The 15,520-nt window shown below is 69.7% G+C and carries 15 protein-coding genes; 9 read left to right on the plus strand and 6 right to left on the minus strand.

What is annotated here, in order from left to right; genetic code table 11:
- Positions 1 to 37: 37 nt before the first annotated feature.
- Both SK803_RS02680 and SK803_RS02685 read left to right on the plus strand, forming a co-directional pair.
- Positions 38 to 991, plus strand: coding sequence for a D-alanine--D-alanine ligase family protein (locus SK803_RS02680; protein WP_319964099.1), 954 nt, complete (start codon positions 38 to 40; stop codon positions 989 to 991).
- A complete protein-coding gene (locus SK803_RS02685) occupies positions 988 to 1,980 on the plus strand; it encodes an acyltransferase family protein (protein ID WP_319964100.1) in 993 nt (330 codons plus the stop codon). The genes SK803_RS02680 and SK803_RS02685 overlap by 4 nt, the downstream gene beginning before the upstream one ends.
- Here SK803_RS02685 and SK803_RS02690 read toward each other — a convergent pair.
- The 4 genes from SK803_RS02690 to SK803_RS02705 all read right to left on the minus strand — a co-directional run bounded on the left by SK803_RS02690 (position 1,934) and on the right by SK803_RS02705 (position 5,589).
- The gene (locus SK803_RS02690) at positions 1,934 to 2,959 is read right to left on the minus strand and encodes a glycoside hydrolase family 5 protein (RefSeq protein WP_319964101.1); all 1,026 of its coding nucleotides are present in this window, start codon (positions 2,957 to 2,959) and stop codon (positions 1,934 to 1,936) included. The genes SK803_RS02685 and SK803_RS02690 overlap by 47 nt on opposite strands.
- A 240-nt stretch (positions 2,960 to 3,199) precedes the next feature.
- Complete coding sequence (locus SK803_RS02695; protein ID WP_319964102.1) at positions 3,200 to 3,436, minus strand: helix-turn-helix domain-containing protein; 237 nt, start codon at positions 3,434 to 3,436, stop codon at positions 3,200 to 3,202.
- A gap of 69 nt (positions 3,437 to 3,505) precedes the next feature.
- Entirely contained in the window at positions 3,506 to 4,615 is a 1,110-nt protein-coding gene (locus tag SK803_RS02700) for an ArgE/DapE family deacylase (protein WP_319964103.1), read from the minus strand.
- Positions 4,612 to 5,589, minus strand: coding sequence for a pyridoxal-phosphate dependent enzyme (locus tag SK803_RS02705; RefSeq protein ID WP_319964104.1), 978 nt, complete (start codon positions 5,587 to 5,589; stop codon positions 4,612 to 4,614). Before SK803_RS02705 ends, SK803_RS02700 begins: the two co-directional genes overlap by 4 nt.
- Positions 5,590 to 5,683: 94 nt before the next feature.
- On the opposite strand from SK803_RS02705, the gene SK803_RS02710 reads away from it, so the two are divergent.
- Complete coding sequence (locus SK803_RS02710; protein ID WP_319964105.1) at positions 5,684 to 5,914, plus strand: hypothetical protein; 231 nt, start codon at positions 5,684 to 5,686, stop codon at positions 5,912 to 5,914.
- Here the strand turns inward: SK803_RS02710 and SK803_RS02715 are convergent.
- A complete protein-coding gene (locus tag SK803_RS02715) occupies positions 5,911 to 6,780 on the minus strand; it encodes a LysR family transcriptional regulator (RefSeq protein WP_319964106.1) in 870 nt (289 codons plus the stop codon). The two genes, SK803_RS02710 and SK803_RS02715, sit on opposite strands and share 4 nt — an antisense overlap.
- 77 nt (positions 6,781 to 6,857) lie before the next feature.
- On the opposite strand from SK803_RS02715, the gene SK803_RS02720 reads away from it, so the two are divergent.
- From SK803_RS02720 to SK803_RS02740, 6 genes are all read left to right on the plus strand, one after another.
- Positions 6,858 to 7,664: an LLM class flavin-dependent oxidoreductase gene (locus tag SK803_RS02720; protein ID WP_319964107.1), complete on the plus strand. Its 807-nt coding sequence runs from the start codon at positions 6,858 to 6,860 to the stop codon at positions 7,662 to 7,664.
- Positions 7,665 to 7,713: 49 nt separating this feature from the next.
- Positions 7,714 to 8,292 (plus strand): TetR family transcriptional regulator, encoded by a 579-nt coding sequence (locus SK803_RS02725; RefSeq protein ID WP_319964108.1) that lies wholly within the window; start codon positions 7,714 to 7,716, stop codon positions 8,290 to 8,292.
- Position 8,293: 1 nt separating this feature from the next.
- Positions 8,294 to 8,470 (plus strand): DUF6653 family protein, encoded by a 177-nt coding sequence (locus SK803_RS46470; protein ID WP_406601478.1) that lies wholly within the window; start codon positions 8,294 to 8,296, stop codon positions 8,468 to 8,470.
- Entirely contained in the window at positions 8,386 to 8,754 is a 369-nt protein-coding gene (locus tag SK803_RS02730) for a DUF6653 family protein (RefSeq protein WP_406601470.1), read from the plus strand. Before SK803_RS46470 ends, SK803_RS02730 begins: the two co-directional genes overlap by 85 nt.
- Before the next feature lie 57 nt (positions 8,755 to 8,811).
- On the plus strand, positions 8,812 to 10,806 hold the full coding sequence (gene ligA / locus SK803_RS02735) for an NAD-dependent DNA ligase LigA (RefSeq protein WP_319964110.1): 1,995 nt from the start codon (positions 8,812 to 8,814) through the stop codon (positions 10,804 to 10,806).
- Between the two features lie 951 nt (positions 10,807 to 11,757).
- Entirely contained in the window at positions 11,758 to 12,792 is a 1,035-nt protein-coding gene (locus SK803_RS02740; RefSeq protein ID WP_319964111.1) for a glycoside hydrolase family 88/105 protein, read from the plus strand.
- A 173-nt stretch (positions 12,793 to 12,965) separates the two neighbouring features.
- Here SK803_RS02740 and SK803_RS02745 read toward each other — a convergent pair whose 3' ends face one another.
- The gene (locus SK803_RS02745; protein WP_319964112.1) at positions 12,966 to 15,434 is read right to left on the minus strand and encodes a LuxR C-terminal-related transcriptional regulator; all 2,469 of its coding nucleotides are present in this window, start codon (positions 15,432 to 15,434) and stop codon (positions 12,966 to 12,968) included.
- Positions 15,435 to 15,520 lie beyond the last annotated feature (86 nt).

Raw genomic sequence — 15,520 nt, forward strand, 5'->3', positions numbered from 1 at the left:
TGTTGACCAAAATCAATCTTGCACGTGGGGTGCGGCGATGAGGGAAATCAGGGTCGCCGTCATCGGCGGTGGACAGAACTGCGAGCACGACGTCTCCGTGGCGTCGGCGGCGTCGGTGCGGGCCGCGCTCGACCCGGCCAAGTACGAGGCCGTGGCGCTCACGATCGGCCGCGACGGCCGGTGGTACGGCCAGAACGGGCAGGTCCTGGGCGCGACGACGGCCGGCAGCCTCGCCGCCGCGCTCGACGTGCTGGCGAGCTGCGACGTGGTGTTGCCGCTGGTCCACGGGCCGCTGGGCGAGGACGGCACGCTGGCCGGCCTGTGCGACCTGGCGGGGGTGCCGTACGTGGGCTCGCCGCTGCGGGCCGGTGCGCTCGCGATGGACAAGTGGGCCACCAAGCTCGTCGCCGAGGCCGTCGGGGTGCGCACGGCGAGGGCCGGGCTGGTCACCAACGCGTCCACTGTGGACTTCACCGGTCCGGTCGTGGTCAAGCCGGTGGCGGCGGGGTCGAGCTTCGGCGTCACGCTCGTCGAACACGAGGCGGATCTCGAACCCGCTGTGCGCGAGGCGTTGAAGCTGGACGACCGCGTGCTGGTCGAGGAACTCGTGGAAGGCCGGGAGATCGACATCGCCGTGCTCGACGACCCGGACGAGGGGCGCCGGACCGGGCCACCGCTGGAGATCCAGGTCCCCGGCCTGTTCGACACCACCGTGAAGTACGACGGCAGCGCGACGTTCGTGATCCCGGCGCCGCTGGCCGACACCGAACTCAAGGCGCTCGAAGACGCGGCGCTGGCGGTCTACGAGGCGCTCGGCTGCCGTGGGCTGGCCAGGATCGACTTCTTCCTGACGAACGACGGCCTGGTGCTCAACGAGGTCAACACCATGCCGGGCATGACGGCGGAGTCGCAGGTGCCCAAGATGTTCGCGGTCGCCGGACTGTCCTATCCGGACCTGCTGGACAAGCTCGTCAGGGGAGCGATGCGGTGAAGCGCATCGCCGGGCTGGACGTGTTGCGCGGCATCGCGATTCTTCTGGTGATGCTGCGGCACGCGTTTCCTGACGTGTTCCCCGGCGCCGGTGTGGTCGGGGTCGTCGTGTTCTTCACCTTGAGCGGCTACCTGATCACCGGCGTGCTCGCGAGGGAGCTGGGGAGCAGGGGACGCGTCGACTTCAAGCGGTTCTACCTGCGCCGGGCGCGCAGGCTGTTGCCGGCGTTGATCGCGCTGACGGTGATCTTCGTCGTGGTGACGCTCGTGTTCGACCCGTTGGGGGAGCGGGACAAGCTGGTCCGGACGGTGGTGGTGCTGCTGACGTTCACCGGCAACCTGCCGATCGGCGGGGTGAGCCCGGCGGCGTTCCACGGCTGGACGCTCGCCACCGAGGAGCAGTTCTACCTGCTGTGGCCCGCGTTGCTGGCGTTCGCGTGGGTGCGCAACCGGACGGGCGCGGTGCTGGTGGTCACGGCGCTCGGGGCGCTCGCGGCCTGCACGGCGACGCTGATCTGGCTGTGGCCGAACGCGGACAACGCCTACGCGCTGCCGACGTCGTGGTTCGTGTGCTTCGTGATCGGCGCGGCGACGAGGCTCAAGCTGACCAGCGCGCCGCGCTGGGCGGTGCCGATCGCGCTCGTCGGCTTGGCGGTGTTGTCGGTGATCCCGTTGCGGGGCCACCCGTTGACGTACCTGGTCGCGGGTCCGGCGATCGCGGGCTGCACGGCGGTGTTGCTGCTGGTCTGGTCGAAGTGGGAGCAGGTGGCGACGCCGATCCGGCCGCTGGTGGCGCTGGGGGTGCTGTCGTACGGCGCCTACCTGTGGAACTACCCGCTGACGTTGTGGCTGCGGCCGGAGCTGGGCGCCGCCGCCGGACCGGTCGCGGCGGTGCTCACGGTCGTGGCGGCGGCGCTCAGCTGGCGTTACGTGGAGGAGCCGGTCATGCGGCGAGGTAGCCGTTCACCAGAGTCCGCCAGGCTTTCTTGACGTGCCAGCCGTCGGGCTCGCTGGGGTCGAGGTAGTAGATGCCGTGCGTGCACGGGTTGGTGCCGTTGAGCCGGTAGGTCCACCATGCCCAGCCGATGCCGTTGTCCTGGAAGGCGCCCAGCACGTCGCGGGCCTTCCCCTTGGCGACGGCGTCGTCGTTGCAACCTTCGATGCCGACCTGGTTGATCCACACGGGGACGGAGTGCGCGGCGCGGAAGTCGGTGATGACCTTGATCCGGTTGAGCGGGTTCTCGAAGATGAAGTAGTTGCAGGTGTAGATGACCTTCGGGTCGACCGTGGTGTAGGCGCCCTCCAGGCGGCTGCAGCTGTAGTTGTCGTTGGGCCCCACCACGATCGGCGTCCGGCGGTCGATGCCGCGGATGACCCCGATCATCTCGTCGTAGAACGCCCGCACGTGGGCGTCGTCCTGACCGACGGGCTTGGGCTCGGGAAGGATCTCGAACGCGCCCATGTACGGCGTGGCCTTGTACTTCCGCACGAGGAACTGCCAGACCTCTTTGAACTGCTGCTTCATCACCGGGTTGGTCCAGAAGTTGTCAGGGCGCCCACCCGCGCCCTGTCCGTGGTCCGAGTCGACGAACAGCGTGATCCACAGGCCGGCCGAGCTCGCCTGCTCGATCGTCTTGTCGAGCAGGTCGAGGTGTCCCTGCTTGATGTGGCTGGGGTTGTCCGGGTCGGGGTCGCGGCTGTCCACGTCGTCCTTCCACTCGCCCCACCAGCGCAACGGGATCCGCACCGAGTTGGCGCCCGCCGTCACGTGGTCGCCGGGGTCCTGCGGCTGCACCGTGCCCCAATGGCCCCAGTTGTACCCCCGCAGCACGATCGGGTTGCCGGACGGATCGACGACGTTCGCGCCTGACACCGAGAGACGTGCCGGCGCCGCCGCCGACGCCGGGACGCTGCTCAACAACAGCACCGCGGCGGTCGTGACACCGAATACCACCTGTCTCAGCTTCACTTGCTACCCCTCTCAGAGAACCGTTCGGGGCGGTACGTTGCCGGACGCGCAACAGGGCGTGGTTCGGGATTTGTTCGAGGAACGTCAAGATCGCGATCTGTTGTTCACCGTTGTTTCTTCAGCTGTGCGACGCCGAACGTGAAGAACGTCCGGCGGCTAGACAGGCTCGGTGAGGGGGTTTGTTCACGAGCTGAGGGGACTGCTGTGGACGAGGTGGGTCTGCCGAGATCGTCGGTCTGATCATCGGCACGCCGGAGTCCGCCCGCCGCACGCCCGGACGTAGGCGAGCGTGACCTGCAGCGTCGGCAGCTTGCGACCGGAGGCGGCCTGCGACAGGGCCGCCTCCGAGTAGTGCGTCAGCGAGCTCAGCTGCCGGTAGGTCGGCCTGCCTGCCCTGTCCCGCAACGATCTGAGCTCACGCGCGAACGTGAGCACCGCCGAGTCACCCGAGTCGAGCGGGCGTTCCTTGCGTGGCATCCCCAGTTCCCCCATCGTTCTGCGATGGGAATCTACGGATCGGTGGTCTCGTTGCGCTGACTCGCGACATCAGCCGCAGAAGTCGGTGATCGTGCCGGTCAGGACGTCGGTGAGGCGGTCGAGCGACGCCAGGTCGACGTACTCGGTGGCCGCGTGGGCGCCCGCGCCGTCGACGCCGAACAGCAGGCAGGGGATGCCGGCGCGGTCCAGCAGCGCGCAGTCGGTCCAGAACGGCTCTGCCCGGATGACCGGCGGCGCGCCCAGGTTGGCGATGAGCGTGCGGACGATCTCGGCGTCCTGGTCGGCCTCGAACGGGTCCCTGGCCAGGCCTCGGGTGAGCGTGGCGGTGAAGTCCGGGACGGTGGCGGTGAGGTGGTCGAGGATGTGCTGGAGTTCGGCCTCGACGTGGTCAGGAGTCTCGCCGGGGACCGTGCGCCGTTCGAGGGTGATGCGGCAGCTCGACGGGTAGGTGGAGGCCTCCTCGCCGCCGCTGATCAACGACGCGTGGACCGTTCCGCGGCCCAGCAGGTGGTGTTCGGTGATCAGATCGAGGTTTTCCAGCGCCACCAGGAAGTGGCCGGCCTTGACGATGGCGTCGACGCCGAGCTCCGGCCGTGAGCCGTGGGCAGCCCTGCCTTCGACCTCGACGTCGAACCAGACGAAACCCTTGTGTGCCAGGGTGACTTCGAGGTGGCTCGGTTCGGTGACGATGGCGGCGTCGGCGGTGAAGGTGTTGAGGACCTCTTCGGTGCCGAAGCTGCCGTGTTCCTCGTCGGCGACGCACGCCACGATCACGTCACCACGCAGCGGGCGTTCGGTGGCTTTGGCCGCGGCGACCATCATCGCCGCGATGCCGCCTTTCATGTCGAACGTGCCGCGGCCGAACATCTTGCCGTCCCTGATCTCCGGCTTGAGCGGGTCGCCGTCGTAGCCCGCGGTGCCGACCGTGTCGATGTGGCCGTTGAGCATCAACGACCTGCCGCCGCCGGTGCCCTTCCTGACCGCGACCAGGCTCGGCCTGCCCGCGCGTCGCTCCAGGCGGTGGACCTCGAAGTCGTGCTGCCGGAACCAGTCGGCGCAGAAGTCGGCGACGGCTGATTCGCCGTTGCCGCCGGGGACGAGGTCCGGGTTGACCGAGTCGATGGCGATCAGTCCGGCGAGCAGGTCACGTGGGTTCACGAGCGTCCTTCGGTGCTGATGAGCACGACGGTGCCGAGGTCGCCGAACTCGTCGCGGACGGCGCGCAGCCCGGCGAGCGGTGCGGCGCCGCACGGTCCGGAATGGACGTTGAGGGCGTTGAGGTCCGCCATGGCCTCGGCGCATTGATCGTCGGAGATGGCGACGGCGGCGTCCAGACCGTTGTGCAGGAACGGCCACGCGGTCGTCGACGGGGTGCCGCAGTTGAGTCCGGCCATGATCGTGTCGCCGGTGGGGATGGTCCTGGGTTCGCCGGCTTTCAGGCTTTCGAGGACACAGGCGGCGTTCTCCGGTTCGACCGCGAGCAGCCTCGTGCGGGAGTCACGGCCGCGGTAGTGGGTGATCACGGCCTGGGCGAACGAGCCGACGCCGACCGGGACGACCACCAGGTCCGGTTCGTGGTCGAGCTGCTCGTCGATCTCGTGGCACAGCGTGCTGTAGCCCTCGACGATCCAGGCCGGGATCTCCTCGTAACCCGGCCGGCCCATGTCCTGCACCAGGATTCCGTCGGCGCTGGCGGCCATGGCGACCGCGTCGTCGTACGTTCCTTCGACGACGGTGACCTCGGCCTGTTCGGCGCGGATGGCGTCGATCGCCTGCGGTGGCACGGTGTTCGGTATGAAGACGTGCGCTTTCCGGCCGTGCAGCCGGGCCATCCGGGCGACCGCCCGGCCGTGGTTGCCGTCGGTCGCGGTGGTCAGCGTGACCTGTCCGGTGTGGTCTTTCAGGACCCGGTGGACGGCCCATGAAGCGCCGAGGGCCTTGAAAGCAGGCAGGCCGAGCCGGGAGGATTCGTCCTTGACGAACAACCGGCCGACTCCGAGCTCGGTCGCGAGGGCGGGGAGTTCGGTCAGCGGAGTGGGCGCGTAGCCGGGGAGGTGCGCGTGGAAGTCCCGCACCTCGATGGACGCGGGCGGGCACCTCCAGTCGCGGGCGGCTGGCCGTATCAATTTCATGCTGTCAGCGTGCGGTGAACACCGATCGTCGGTCCAGCGCACGTTTTCGATCTGTATCGGTGGAAGAATCCGATCAATCGCGTGGGAGGTGCCGGTGACCGATGAGGAGCTGATCGTCGAGTTCGCGCTGACCCGCCTCGACAACCCCGGCCTCGACCTGGAGGAGGTCGCCTCGCTCGTGGTCCGCCGGGTGGGGCCGGAACGGATGGTCGAGTTCGCCGGGCAGACCCTCGCGCACCGCGACGAGCTGCGGGGAGCGTTGTTCCCGGCCGCGGTCGAGCACGTGCTGAGAGTGGTGCTGACGTTGCGCGGGCCGCGTGACTAGCGGAGTTGCCGCACGGCTTGCTCGGTCAGGTCGATGACCCGCTTGGCGAGTGGTGACAGCGTGCGGTTCGCGTGCCAGGCCAGGTAGATCTCGCGCGGGGTCAGGGCGGGTTCGATCTCGTGCGTGCGGATGTCGTCCGGCGGGATGTCCAGCGTCAGCAACGGCATCACCGCGATGCCCATGCCGGCGCGGACCATCGACAGCACGCCCCGGTTGTCCGCCGTGCGGAACACGATCAGCGGCGCGACCCCGGCCTCGGCGTAGACCCGTTCCACTCTCGCCTGGTCGCAGATCGGTGGCTGGGCGACCATCGCGGCGCCGTCCAGGGCTTGCAGCGGCACCGGTCCGTCGGCGAACTGGCCGTGCCGGGCCACCACCACGTACGGGTCGTCCAGGATCTTGACCTGCTCGACGTCGCCCTTCAGCGGCCCGTCGAAGAACACCAGGTCGAGGCCGTCGGCGCTGGGCTGGTCGGTCTCCTCCTCGAACAACCGGATGTCCGCGGCGGGTTGTTCGTCCAGCAGCCTGCGCACCACGGTCGGCAGGATGACGTTGGTGATGCTCTGGAACGTGCCGATGTCGACGCGTCCCTCGCCGGCCTTGAACCGTTCCACGGCGTCCTCGGTGGCGGCGGCGAGGGCGAGCAGGTCACGCCCGTGCGCGAGGAGGACCTCGCCGAGCGGTGTGAGCCGGACCGGTTTCGGGCCGCCCGGCCGGTCGAACACCGTGCCGCCGACGGACTTCTCCAGCGCGGCGACCTGCTGGCTCACGGCCGACTGCGTGTAGCCGAGCCGGTCGGCGGCGCGGCCGAACGTTCCCTCTTCGGCCACGGCGTGCAGCGTGGCCAGGTGGCGGAGGTCCAGCATGAGCATAAGGCTAGCTGTTCGAATTAAGCAGAATGTATCGCTTTTGTTAATGCTCGCTCGTTCTTAGCGTTGGCCCCATGAAATGTGCCCTCTGGTTACCGCTGTTCGACGGTCTCGCCGACCCGCTGCTCGTCGCCCGCCTCGCCGCCGAGGCGGAGGAGAGGGGTTGGTCGGGCCTCTTCGTCTGGGACCACGTCCGCTGGCGGGAGCCGGTGACGCACGTGGCCGACCCGTGGATCACGCTGGCCGCCGTCGCCACCGCCACCGAACGGCTGCGGTTCGGCCCGATGGTCTCGGCCATCACCCGGCGCCGGCCGGTGAAGCTCGCGCGCGAGACCGCGACGCTGGACCTGCTGTCCGGTGGACGGCTCGTGCTCGGCGTGGGGCTGGGCAGCGACCGGTTCGCGGGCGAGTTCTCCCGCACCGGCGAGGAGTGCGACGACCGGGTGCGCGGCCAGATGCTGGACGAGTCGCTGGAGATCCTGCGGGAGGCGTGGTCGGGCGAGGTCGTGCACCACCGCGGTGCGCACTACACGGTGGACGGCGTGACGTTCCTGCCCCGGCCGGTGCAACGGCCCGGCGTGCCGGTGTGGGCTGCCGGTTTCCCCGGGAACGCCCGGCCGATGCGTCGTGCTGCCCGGTTGGACGGGTTCTTCCCGGTCAACCTCACGTCCGCTGATCAGTTCGCCGACGCGGTGGGGCAGGTGGAGGCGCTGCGGACGGATGGTGGGCCGTTCGACTACGTCTGCGAGGTCGAGCCTGGGGTGGACGTCGCGCCGTATGCCGAGGCTGGGGCGACGTGGTGTTTGACGGCGTTCGACCCTGCGTCCTTGTCTGTGGACCACGTGCGTGGCGTGCTGCGGGACGGGCCGGCGGTGAGGTGATGAGTCGCGGGGCTGGACAGGGGCTGAACAATTGTTCAATACTCTGAACATGCGTTCAGATCTGACGGCGCGCGCTCGCATCCGGGACGCCGCCCTGGCGCGGTTCGGCGCTGAGGGCGTCGCGGCTGTGTCCGTGCGGGCGATCGCGGCCGATGCCGGGGTGTCGGCGGCGCTGGTGCTGCACCACTTCGGGTCGAAGGACGGGTTGCGGCAGGCGTGCGACGAGTACGTGCTCGAAGGCGTGGAGTCGGAGGCCGACCTCGGCGAACTGCTGGAGGCCGCGACGCCGGTGCGGCGGTATCTGGCGCGGGCGTTGCTGGACGGCACGGCCGGTGCCTCGGCGTTGTTCGACTCGATCGTGGCGCGTACCGAGTCGTGGCTGGCAGGGGGCGAGGCCGAGGGGTGGGTGCGCCCCTGCTTGGACGCGCGCGCTCGTGCCGTGACTTATGTGTCCTGGTTGTTGGCGCCGTTGGTGCTGAGCGGACACGTCGGTCGGTTGCTCGGTGGTGATCCGGCGGAGACCGCCACGGCTGTGCGGGCCGCACGGTCTGGTCTGGAGATGTTGACGCACGGCCTGTTTACCGATGACAGGTTCCTGTCGGCCTACTTGGGGGTTGGCGATGATTGAGATGGTCGCGAAGGCGTTCCGGATGGACGACGAGGCGTGGCGCCGGCACGCGAACCCGTGGAGCGTGTGGACCCGGTTCGCGGCGATCCGGCGATGCTGCTCGCGATCTGGAGCCGCACCTGGATCGGCTGGTGGTGCCTGGTGCCGGTCTTCGCCGTGGTGGTGTGGCTGGTGCTGAACGTCAAGGTGTTCGCACCGGTCGACTCGCCGCGCGGCTGGGTCTCGCGAGGCATCTACGGTGAGCGCTTCTGGCTGGAGAACCGCTCGGCGTTGCCGCCTGACCACCGGGCGGTGCTGCGGCTGCTCGTGGCCGCGGGTTCGGCCGGGTTCGCGTTGATCATCTGGGGGCTGGTGGCGCTGGCGGTGTGGCCGACGGTGTTCGGGGCGACGCTGGTCGTGGGCGCGCAGCTGTGGCGCATTGACCGGTTCGGGTGGCTTTGGGAGCGAGTGCAACCGGGTTGAGCGGCGCTCGATCGCAGCTGCACGGAATTGTCAGGGGTGCCGGGTAACGTCCCCGGCATGAGTGCAGCTGGGGACCGGATTCAGGAGCTCGCCGCGCGGATCGTGGAGCTGCGTGACGCGTACTACCAGGGCGAGCCGTTGGTGGCCGACGCCGAGTACGACGCGATCGAGGACGAGTTCCGTGCGCTGGTCGCGGAGCATCCGGAGCTGAAGCCCGCGGACAACCCGCTGGATCACGTCGGCGCGCCGTCGGTGCTGCACGCGCCGGTGCGGCACTCACGGCCGATGCTGTCGCTGGAGAAGGCGAACAAGCCCGAGCAGGTCGAGTCGTTCTTCGCGCGGTTCCCCGGTCAGCCGGTGGTCGTCATGCCGAAGCTCGACGGCCTGTCCCTGGCCCTGGTCTACGAGAACGGCAAGCTGGCGCGCGCGATCACCCGTGGCGACGGCACGACGGGCGACGACGTCACGTTCCTCACGCGCGCGCTGTGCGACGGCGTGCCGGACAAGGTCGACGCGCCGGGCCGTGTCGAGGTGCGCGGCGAGTGCGTGATGCTGCGCTCGACGTTCGACGCGTACAACAAGAAGAACCCCGAGAAGCCGCTGATCAACCCGCGCAACGCGGCCGCGGGCACGTTGCGCGCGAAGGATCCGAAGGCGGTCGAGGGCCGGCGCATGCAGTTCTTCGCGTTCGACCTGACGACCGAACCGGAGAGCGCGGACTCCGACCTGGACGCGGGCCTGCGCAAACTCGGCTTCAGCGTCGCCGAGATGAGCCATTGCTCGTCCGCCGCCGAGGCCCAGAAGCTCATCGAGGGAATCGAGCAGGCGCGCAACGACCTCGACTACGACCTGGACGGCGCCGTGCTGCGCCTGGCGAACCGCGACGCGTTCGCCGCCGCCGGCACCCGCTCCAGCTCCCCGCGCGGCGCCATCGCCTACAAGTTCGCCGCCGAGGAGAAGACGACGGTCCTGCTGGAGGTCAGGTGGGACGTGGGCAAGACCGGCAAGATCGCCCCGGTCGCCTGGCTCGAACCGGTCTTCGTGGGTGGCACCACCGTCACCCGCGCGACGCTGGCCAACCAGGAGGTCATCCGCTCCCGCGGCATCAAGATCGGCGACACGGTCCTGGTCCGTCGTGCGGGCGACGTGATCCCGTTCGTCGCGGGCGTGCTGGACGAGTCCAAGCGCACCGGCGACGAGCAGGAGATCATCCCGCCGTCGGACTGCCCGTCGTGCGGCCAGCCGCTGACCGAGCAGGGCAACAGCCGTGAGCTGTTCTGCACGAACGCCGTCTGCCCGGCCCAGACCGTGCGCCGCCTGATCCACTGGTCCTCCCGCGCGGCCGCGGACATCGACGCCATCGGCCAGGTGTGGATCGAACGCCTGGCCGAAACCGGCGACCTGGTGAACCCGTCGGACTTCTACACCCTGACCAAGGAGCGCCTGCTGGAGTTCGACCGCGTGGGCGAGGTCTCCGCGACTCGCATGATCGAGTCCATCGACCGCAGCCGCTCCGTGGGCCTGCGCCGCGCGTTGATCGGCCTGTCGATCCCGATGGCCTCGGAAGGCACCGCGGCCCGCCTGTGCCGCGCGGGCTTCGGCTCCCTGGAAGAGGTGGCCGACGCGGGCGTCGAGAAGCTGGTCGCCGTCGAGGACATCGGCCAGAAGGTCGCCGAGTCCATCAACTTCCACCTGGACCGCCTGCGCCCGGAGATCGAGCGCCTGCGCGAACGCGGTGTGTCGCTGGAAGTCCGCGAGGAGGATCTGCCGCCCGTCGTCGTCGCCGGCGCCCCGCTGGAGGGCAAGTCCGTCGTGATCACCGGCTCGATCAGCGACCCGCGCTCCGGCGAGAAGGTCACCCGCCCGACGTTCCAGAAGATGTGCGAACGGGCAGGCGCCACGGCCGCCTCGTCGGTGTCCGCGACGACCGACCTGCTGATCACCGGCGAAGGCGTCGGCGCGAACAAGCTGACGAAGGCGGAGAAGCTCGGCGTCGAGGTCGTCGACCAGGGCGAGATCTGGAAGAAGCTGATCGCGGCCGGCATCGCCTGAGCCTCTGGTTCCGCATGCAGGAAGCCCCCACGCTGACCGGGGGAGAACGGCAGCCTGGGGGCGGGTGCACGCCCTCGACCTGTCCGGGGGAGGACGACAGCTCGAGGGCGGGGTCTTGAGTGGTCGGTGCGGCGGTCGCCTCTCGGCGGTGTGCTCGACGCGGTACCAGCCGAACGGTGTTCCGCGAAGGCTTTGGGGTGGGGCCCGGGGACTCGTTCCGCACCGACCGTGTGGTTCAACGGCACCGAGACCTGTTGTGTTCCAACGTGATCTGTGTGCCCGCTCACCCCGGCGGGTGCAGGAAACCGTGCCCGTGCAAAGAGAAGCGGAACGCCCTCAAGCTGTCTGGGGGAGGACGACAGCTTGAGGGCGGGGTGTCCTCAAACCGCCCGTCGGGGGAGTCGGCGGCTTGAGGACGAGTCTGTGATGGTCGGTGCGGCGGTCGCCTCTCGGCGGTGTGCACGACGCGGTACCAGCCGAACGGTGTTCCGCGAAGGCTATGAGGTGGGGCCCGGGGACTCGTTCCGCACCGACCGTCTGGTTCAACGGCGCCGCGATGTGTTGTGTTCCAACGTGATCTGTGCTGTCGCTCACCCCGGCAACGCCCGGAGTCCCTGCCCCGCAACGAGAAGCAGGACGCCCCCAGGCCGTCCGTCGGGGGAGTCGACGGCCTGGGGACGAGTTCGTGATGGCCGGTGCGGCGGTCGCCTCTCGGCGAAGTGCTCGACGCGGTACCAGCCGAACGGTCTTCCGCGAAGGCGTTGAGGTGAGGCCCGGGGGACACGGACCGCACCGACCAATCTGTTCAACGGCACGGGTGCCCGTGGTGTTTCCGGATGATCTGTGTGGTCCCTCACCCGGTACCGGGATCTCACGAAACCCTGGCCCGCGGTGCACGTCCCCGCTCTATTGGGGGTGACGCCGCCCATGTCCCAGGTTGGAGAAACCTGAATGGTGAGGCGGCGTTCGTTCCTGCTTGGGGCATCGGCCCTACCGCTCATCGGCACCGGCACCGCCACCGCGCACGCGGACCCGACAGCACCGCCGGCCCCGCTGGACGCCGGTCGCGCGGCCGCGGACTACTGGATCCGCACGATGAGCCTCGGCGGCAACGACTGGCATGACGCGATCCTGCACAGCGGCGTCATGGCGCTGTACCGGGCCACGAACGACACCAGGTACCGGGACTACACCCTGAGCTGGGCGAACCGGCACAACTTCGCGCTGAGGAGTTCGTCGGGCAACCCTCACTTCGCCGACCACCAGGCGGCGGGGCAGGCCTATCTCGACCTGTACGAGGACAATCCGGAACCACGCCGGCGCGCGGCGATCGTGCGGGAGATCGACGCGACGATCGCGACCCGGAGGACGGACTACTGGTGGTGGGTCGACGCGCTGCACATGGCGCTGCCGATCTACGCGCGGCTCGGCAGGATGGATTACGGCGACCGCCTCTACCGGTACACGCGGCAGCGGTTGTGGAACAACGGGCTGTGGTGGCGCGACGGCAAGTTCGTCAACAAGAACATCTACTGGTCGCGCGGCAACGGGTGGGCGATCGCGGCGCTGGCCAAGGTGCTCAACGTCCTCCCGCCGGAGTCGCCGTACCGCGCCGGTTACGTCAACGACTTCAAGCAGATGGCGGCGAAACTCGCCCAGGTGCAGCGGGCGGACGGGTTCTGGAACGTCAACCTCGGCGACCCCGCCAACTATCCCGGCCCGGAGACGAGCGGCACGGCGTTCTTCACCTACGGGTTGGCGTGGGGCGTGCGCAAGGGTGTGCTCGACGCGGCAACGTATCGGCCGGTGGCCGTGAAGGCGTGGGACGGGATGCTGCGCACCGCCCTGCAGAACAACGGCAGGCTCGGCTACGTGCAGGGCGTGGGGCAGCAGCCGTCGGACCACCAACCGGTGGGGCGCGACGACACCTCGAACTTCTCGGTGGGGGCGTTCCTGCTCGCGTCGTCGGAGGTCGCCGAGCTGTGACGGTGGCGGCACCTCACCCGGTCGTGCGCAGCACGAAGCGACGCACGGCCGGGGGTGCCGTTGGCGCGGAAACAGCTCGCGATCGCGAGTGAGGCGAGCCGGGCGATGGTGTCGGCGGGGCTCGCGTGGATCAAGTGTGGCGTTCGTGCCGTGGTGGCCCCAAGGGGCCAAACTCAGATCAGGCCCAGCCGTCGCGCCGCGAGCACGGCGTCACGGCGCTGGTTCACACCCAGCTTGCGATAGATGCCGCGCAGATGCGTCTTCACCGTGTTGACGGAGACGAACAGCGAGTCGGCGATCTCCTCGGTGGTGCGCATCGACGGCAGTTCGAGCAGCAGGTCGCGTTCGCGGCCGGTCAGCACGTCGACGTGCCCGGTCGAGGCCGCGGGCAGTGCGGTCATCGTGGTGGTGGCGAACGACTCCAGCCTGCCGAACCGGCCGGCGCCGCGCGCGAGCAGGTCGCGCACCGGCTTGCCGGCGTTGAAGAACGGGCGCAGCGCGCCGACCGGTTCCGCGGCGGCCAGTGCTCGAGTGACCGCCTCGTGCGCACGCCGCTGGTCGCCGGCGCGTTCCACGATCATGGCCTCCAGCAGCCAGCCTTCCACGACCGTCGGGGCCGCCAGCGCGGGTAGTTCGCCGGACAGCAGCGGCTCGATGACCTTGCGGGCCTGCGACACGCGGGCGTTGTGGGTGTGCACGACCGCGCGCAACACCGCCTGCTCACCGCACGGGCCGAACATCGCCTCCACCTGGTCTGCCATCGCCGTCGCCCACTGCTCGTCCCCCGAGCGCAACGCGATCCGCTGCACCGCGGGGGCGATATGAGCTATGACAAGGGGTATCACCTGCTGCCCGGCGACGGCCTGCCACCGTTCACGGATGCGGCCGACGACGGCACGCGGATCACCGGCCGTCGGGAACGACACGGCGGCGTCCAAAGTGGACACCGCCAGCCCGGTCGCCGGATCGGGGCGGTCGCCCAGTGCGCGCACCGCGCGACCCGAGAGCTCAGCGGCGCGTGCGTCGTCCAGCCGCAGGTAGGCCTGCACGCCGACCAGCGCGTAGGCGAGTGCGCAGACGAAGTGGGACTCCCAGCCCTTCTCCTCGGCGAACTCCAACGCCTCGCCTGCCTGTCTGGCCGCGGTGCGGATGTCACCGCCGGCGCTGGTCAGTGCCGCCAGATGGACCTGGCAGTCCAGCGTCGCGTGGTCGAACCGCTCCTGCCGCGCGATCGCCGACGCGCGCAGGAGATCGTGCTCCGCGCTCGAATGATCACCGGACAGCAACGCCGCCACACCTCGGTTGAGCAACGCGGTCACCTCCGCGTCGGCGCCGCCACGCCCCGCCGCCGTGCGTGCCATCACCCGCAACGCGTCACCTTGTCGTGCGTCGAAACGGCCCCGGCGCAACAACGCCGTCGCGTGCAGCACCCGCACCCTGTCCTGCCGCAACGCGAGGGGCTCGCCGCCGAGTCCGGTCAGCACCCGGTCCGCGGCTGCCACGTCGCCCGCGTCCATCGCCACCAGCGCCGCGACGACGCCGACCTGGGGACGGGCGAGCAGGTGGCCGGGCACCGCGTCGAACACCTCCCGCAACTGCCCGCTGCCCTCCCGCAGCACCTCGGGCAGCACCGAGTGTTCGACGATCTCGGCGGTCAGCTGGTCGTCGCCCGCCCGCAACGCGTGCCTCAACGCCACCGCAGGCTCGTTGTTGCGGTGATACCAGTGGGCCGCGGTCTGGTGCAACGACATCTCATCGGCCGGGCGCGACCTGCGCAGTTCCGCGGACAGGTGCGCCCGCAGCACAGGATGACAGCGATACCACTCGGGTGCGGTGTCCAGCCTGCTGACGAACGAGTTGGTGCGTTCCAGCGCGTCGAGCACGACGCCGGGACTGGGGTGCCGGGTGAGCTCGCCGACCAGGTCCGCGGTGATCGTGTCGCACACGCTGGTCGCGACGAGCAGATCCCGCACCCGGTGGGGATGTCGCGCGAGCACCTCCTCGTTGAGGTACCGGCTCACGACCTGGTCCAGTCCCGCGAACAGCAGCAGGTCGTCGGGACGAGCGCCCGTGGTGGACATGCGCATGACCGCGAACCGCAGCCCGCCGATCCACCCCTCCGTCCTGTCGAGCAGCAGGCCGACGTCGTCGGGGGAGAGCTGGAGCCCGTGCACGGCCAGCAGGGCCTCCGTTTCGGCCCGGGTGAAGGCGAACTCGTGCGGCAGCACCTCGCGCACCCGCCCCTCCAGATGCAGCCGGCCGAGGTGCAGACGTGGCGGGAAACGGCCCAGCAGCACGAGTCGTAGCCTGTCGGGCGGCCGGCGGGTGATCAGGTCGATGCTCGCGAGCGCGTCGGCGTCGCGGATCTCGTGCACGTTGTCCAGCACCAGACACACCGGAGTGGGCATCTGGTCGACGGCCGCGATCACGGCCGACGAGAAGCCGGGTTCGGTCAACGGGACCTCGTCGGTCAGGCCGAGGGCGTCGCGGACGGCGGCCCGCAGCCGCTCCGGCGCGTTGTCGTGCTCGTCGAGCGTCAGCCACGCCACCCGGTCGTCACGCCGCCGCGCCCACTCGGCGAGCAGCGTGGTCTTGCCGCAGCCCGCCGGGCCGGTGACCACCGTGACCGGTGCCGATGTCACGTGTTTGTCCACTGTGGATAGTAGGGTGCCGCGGGGCACGAGCGGCGTCGCCGCGGTGGGCACGCGCAGTTTCGCCTGGCCGGTCT

It is taken from the genome of Lentzea miocenica (assembly GCF_033949945.1).
GTDB classification, from domain to species: domain Bacteria; phylum Actinomycetota; class Actinomycetes; order Mycobacteriales; family Pseudonocardiaceae; genus Lentzea; species Lentzea miocenica.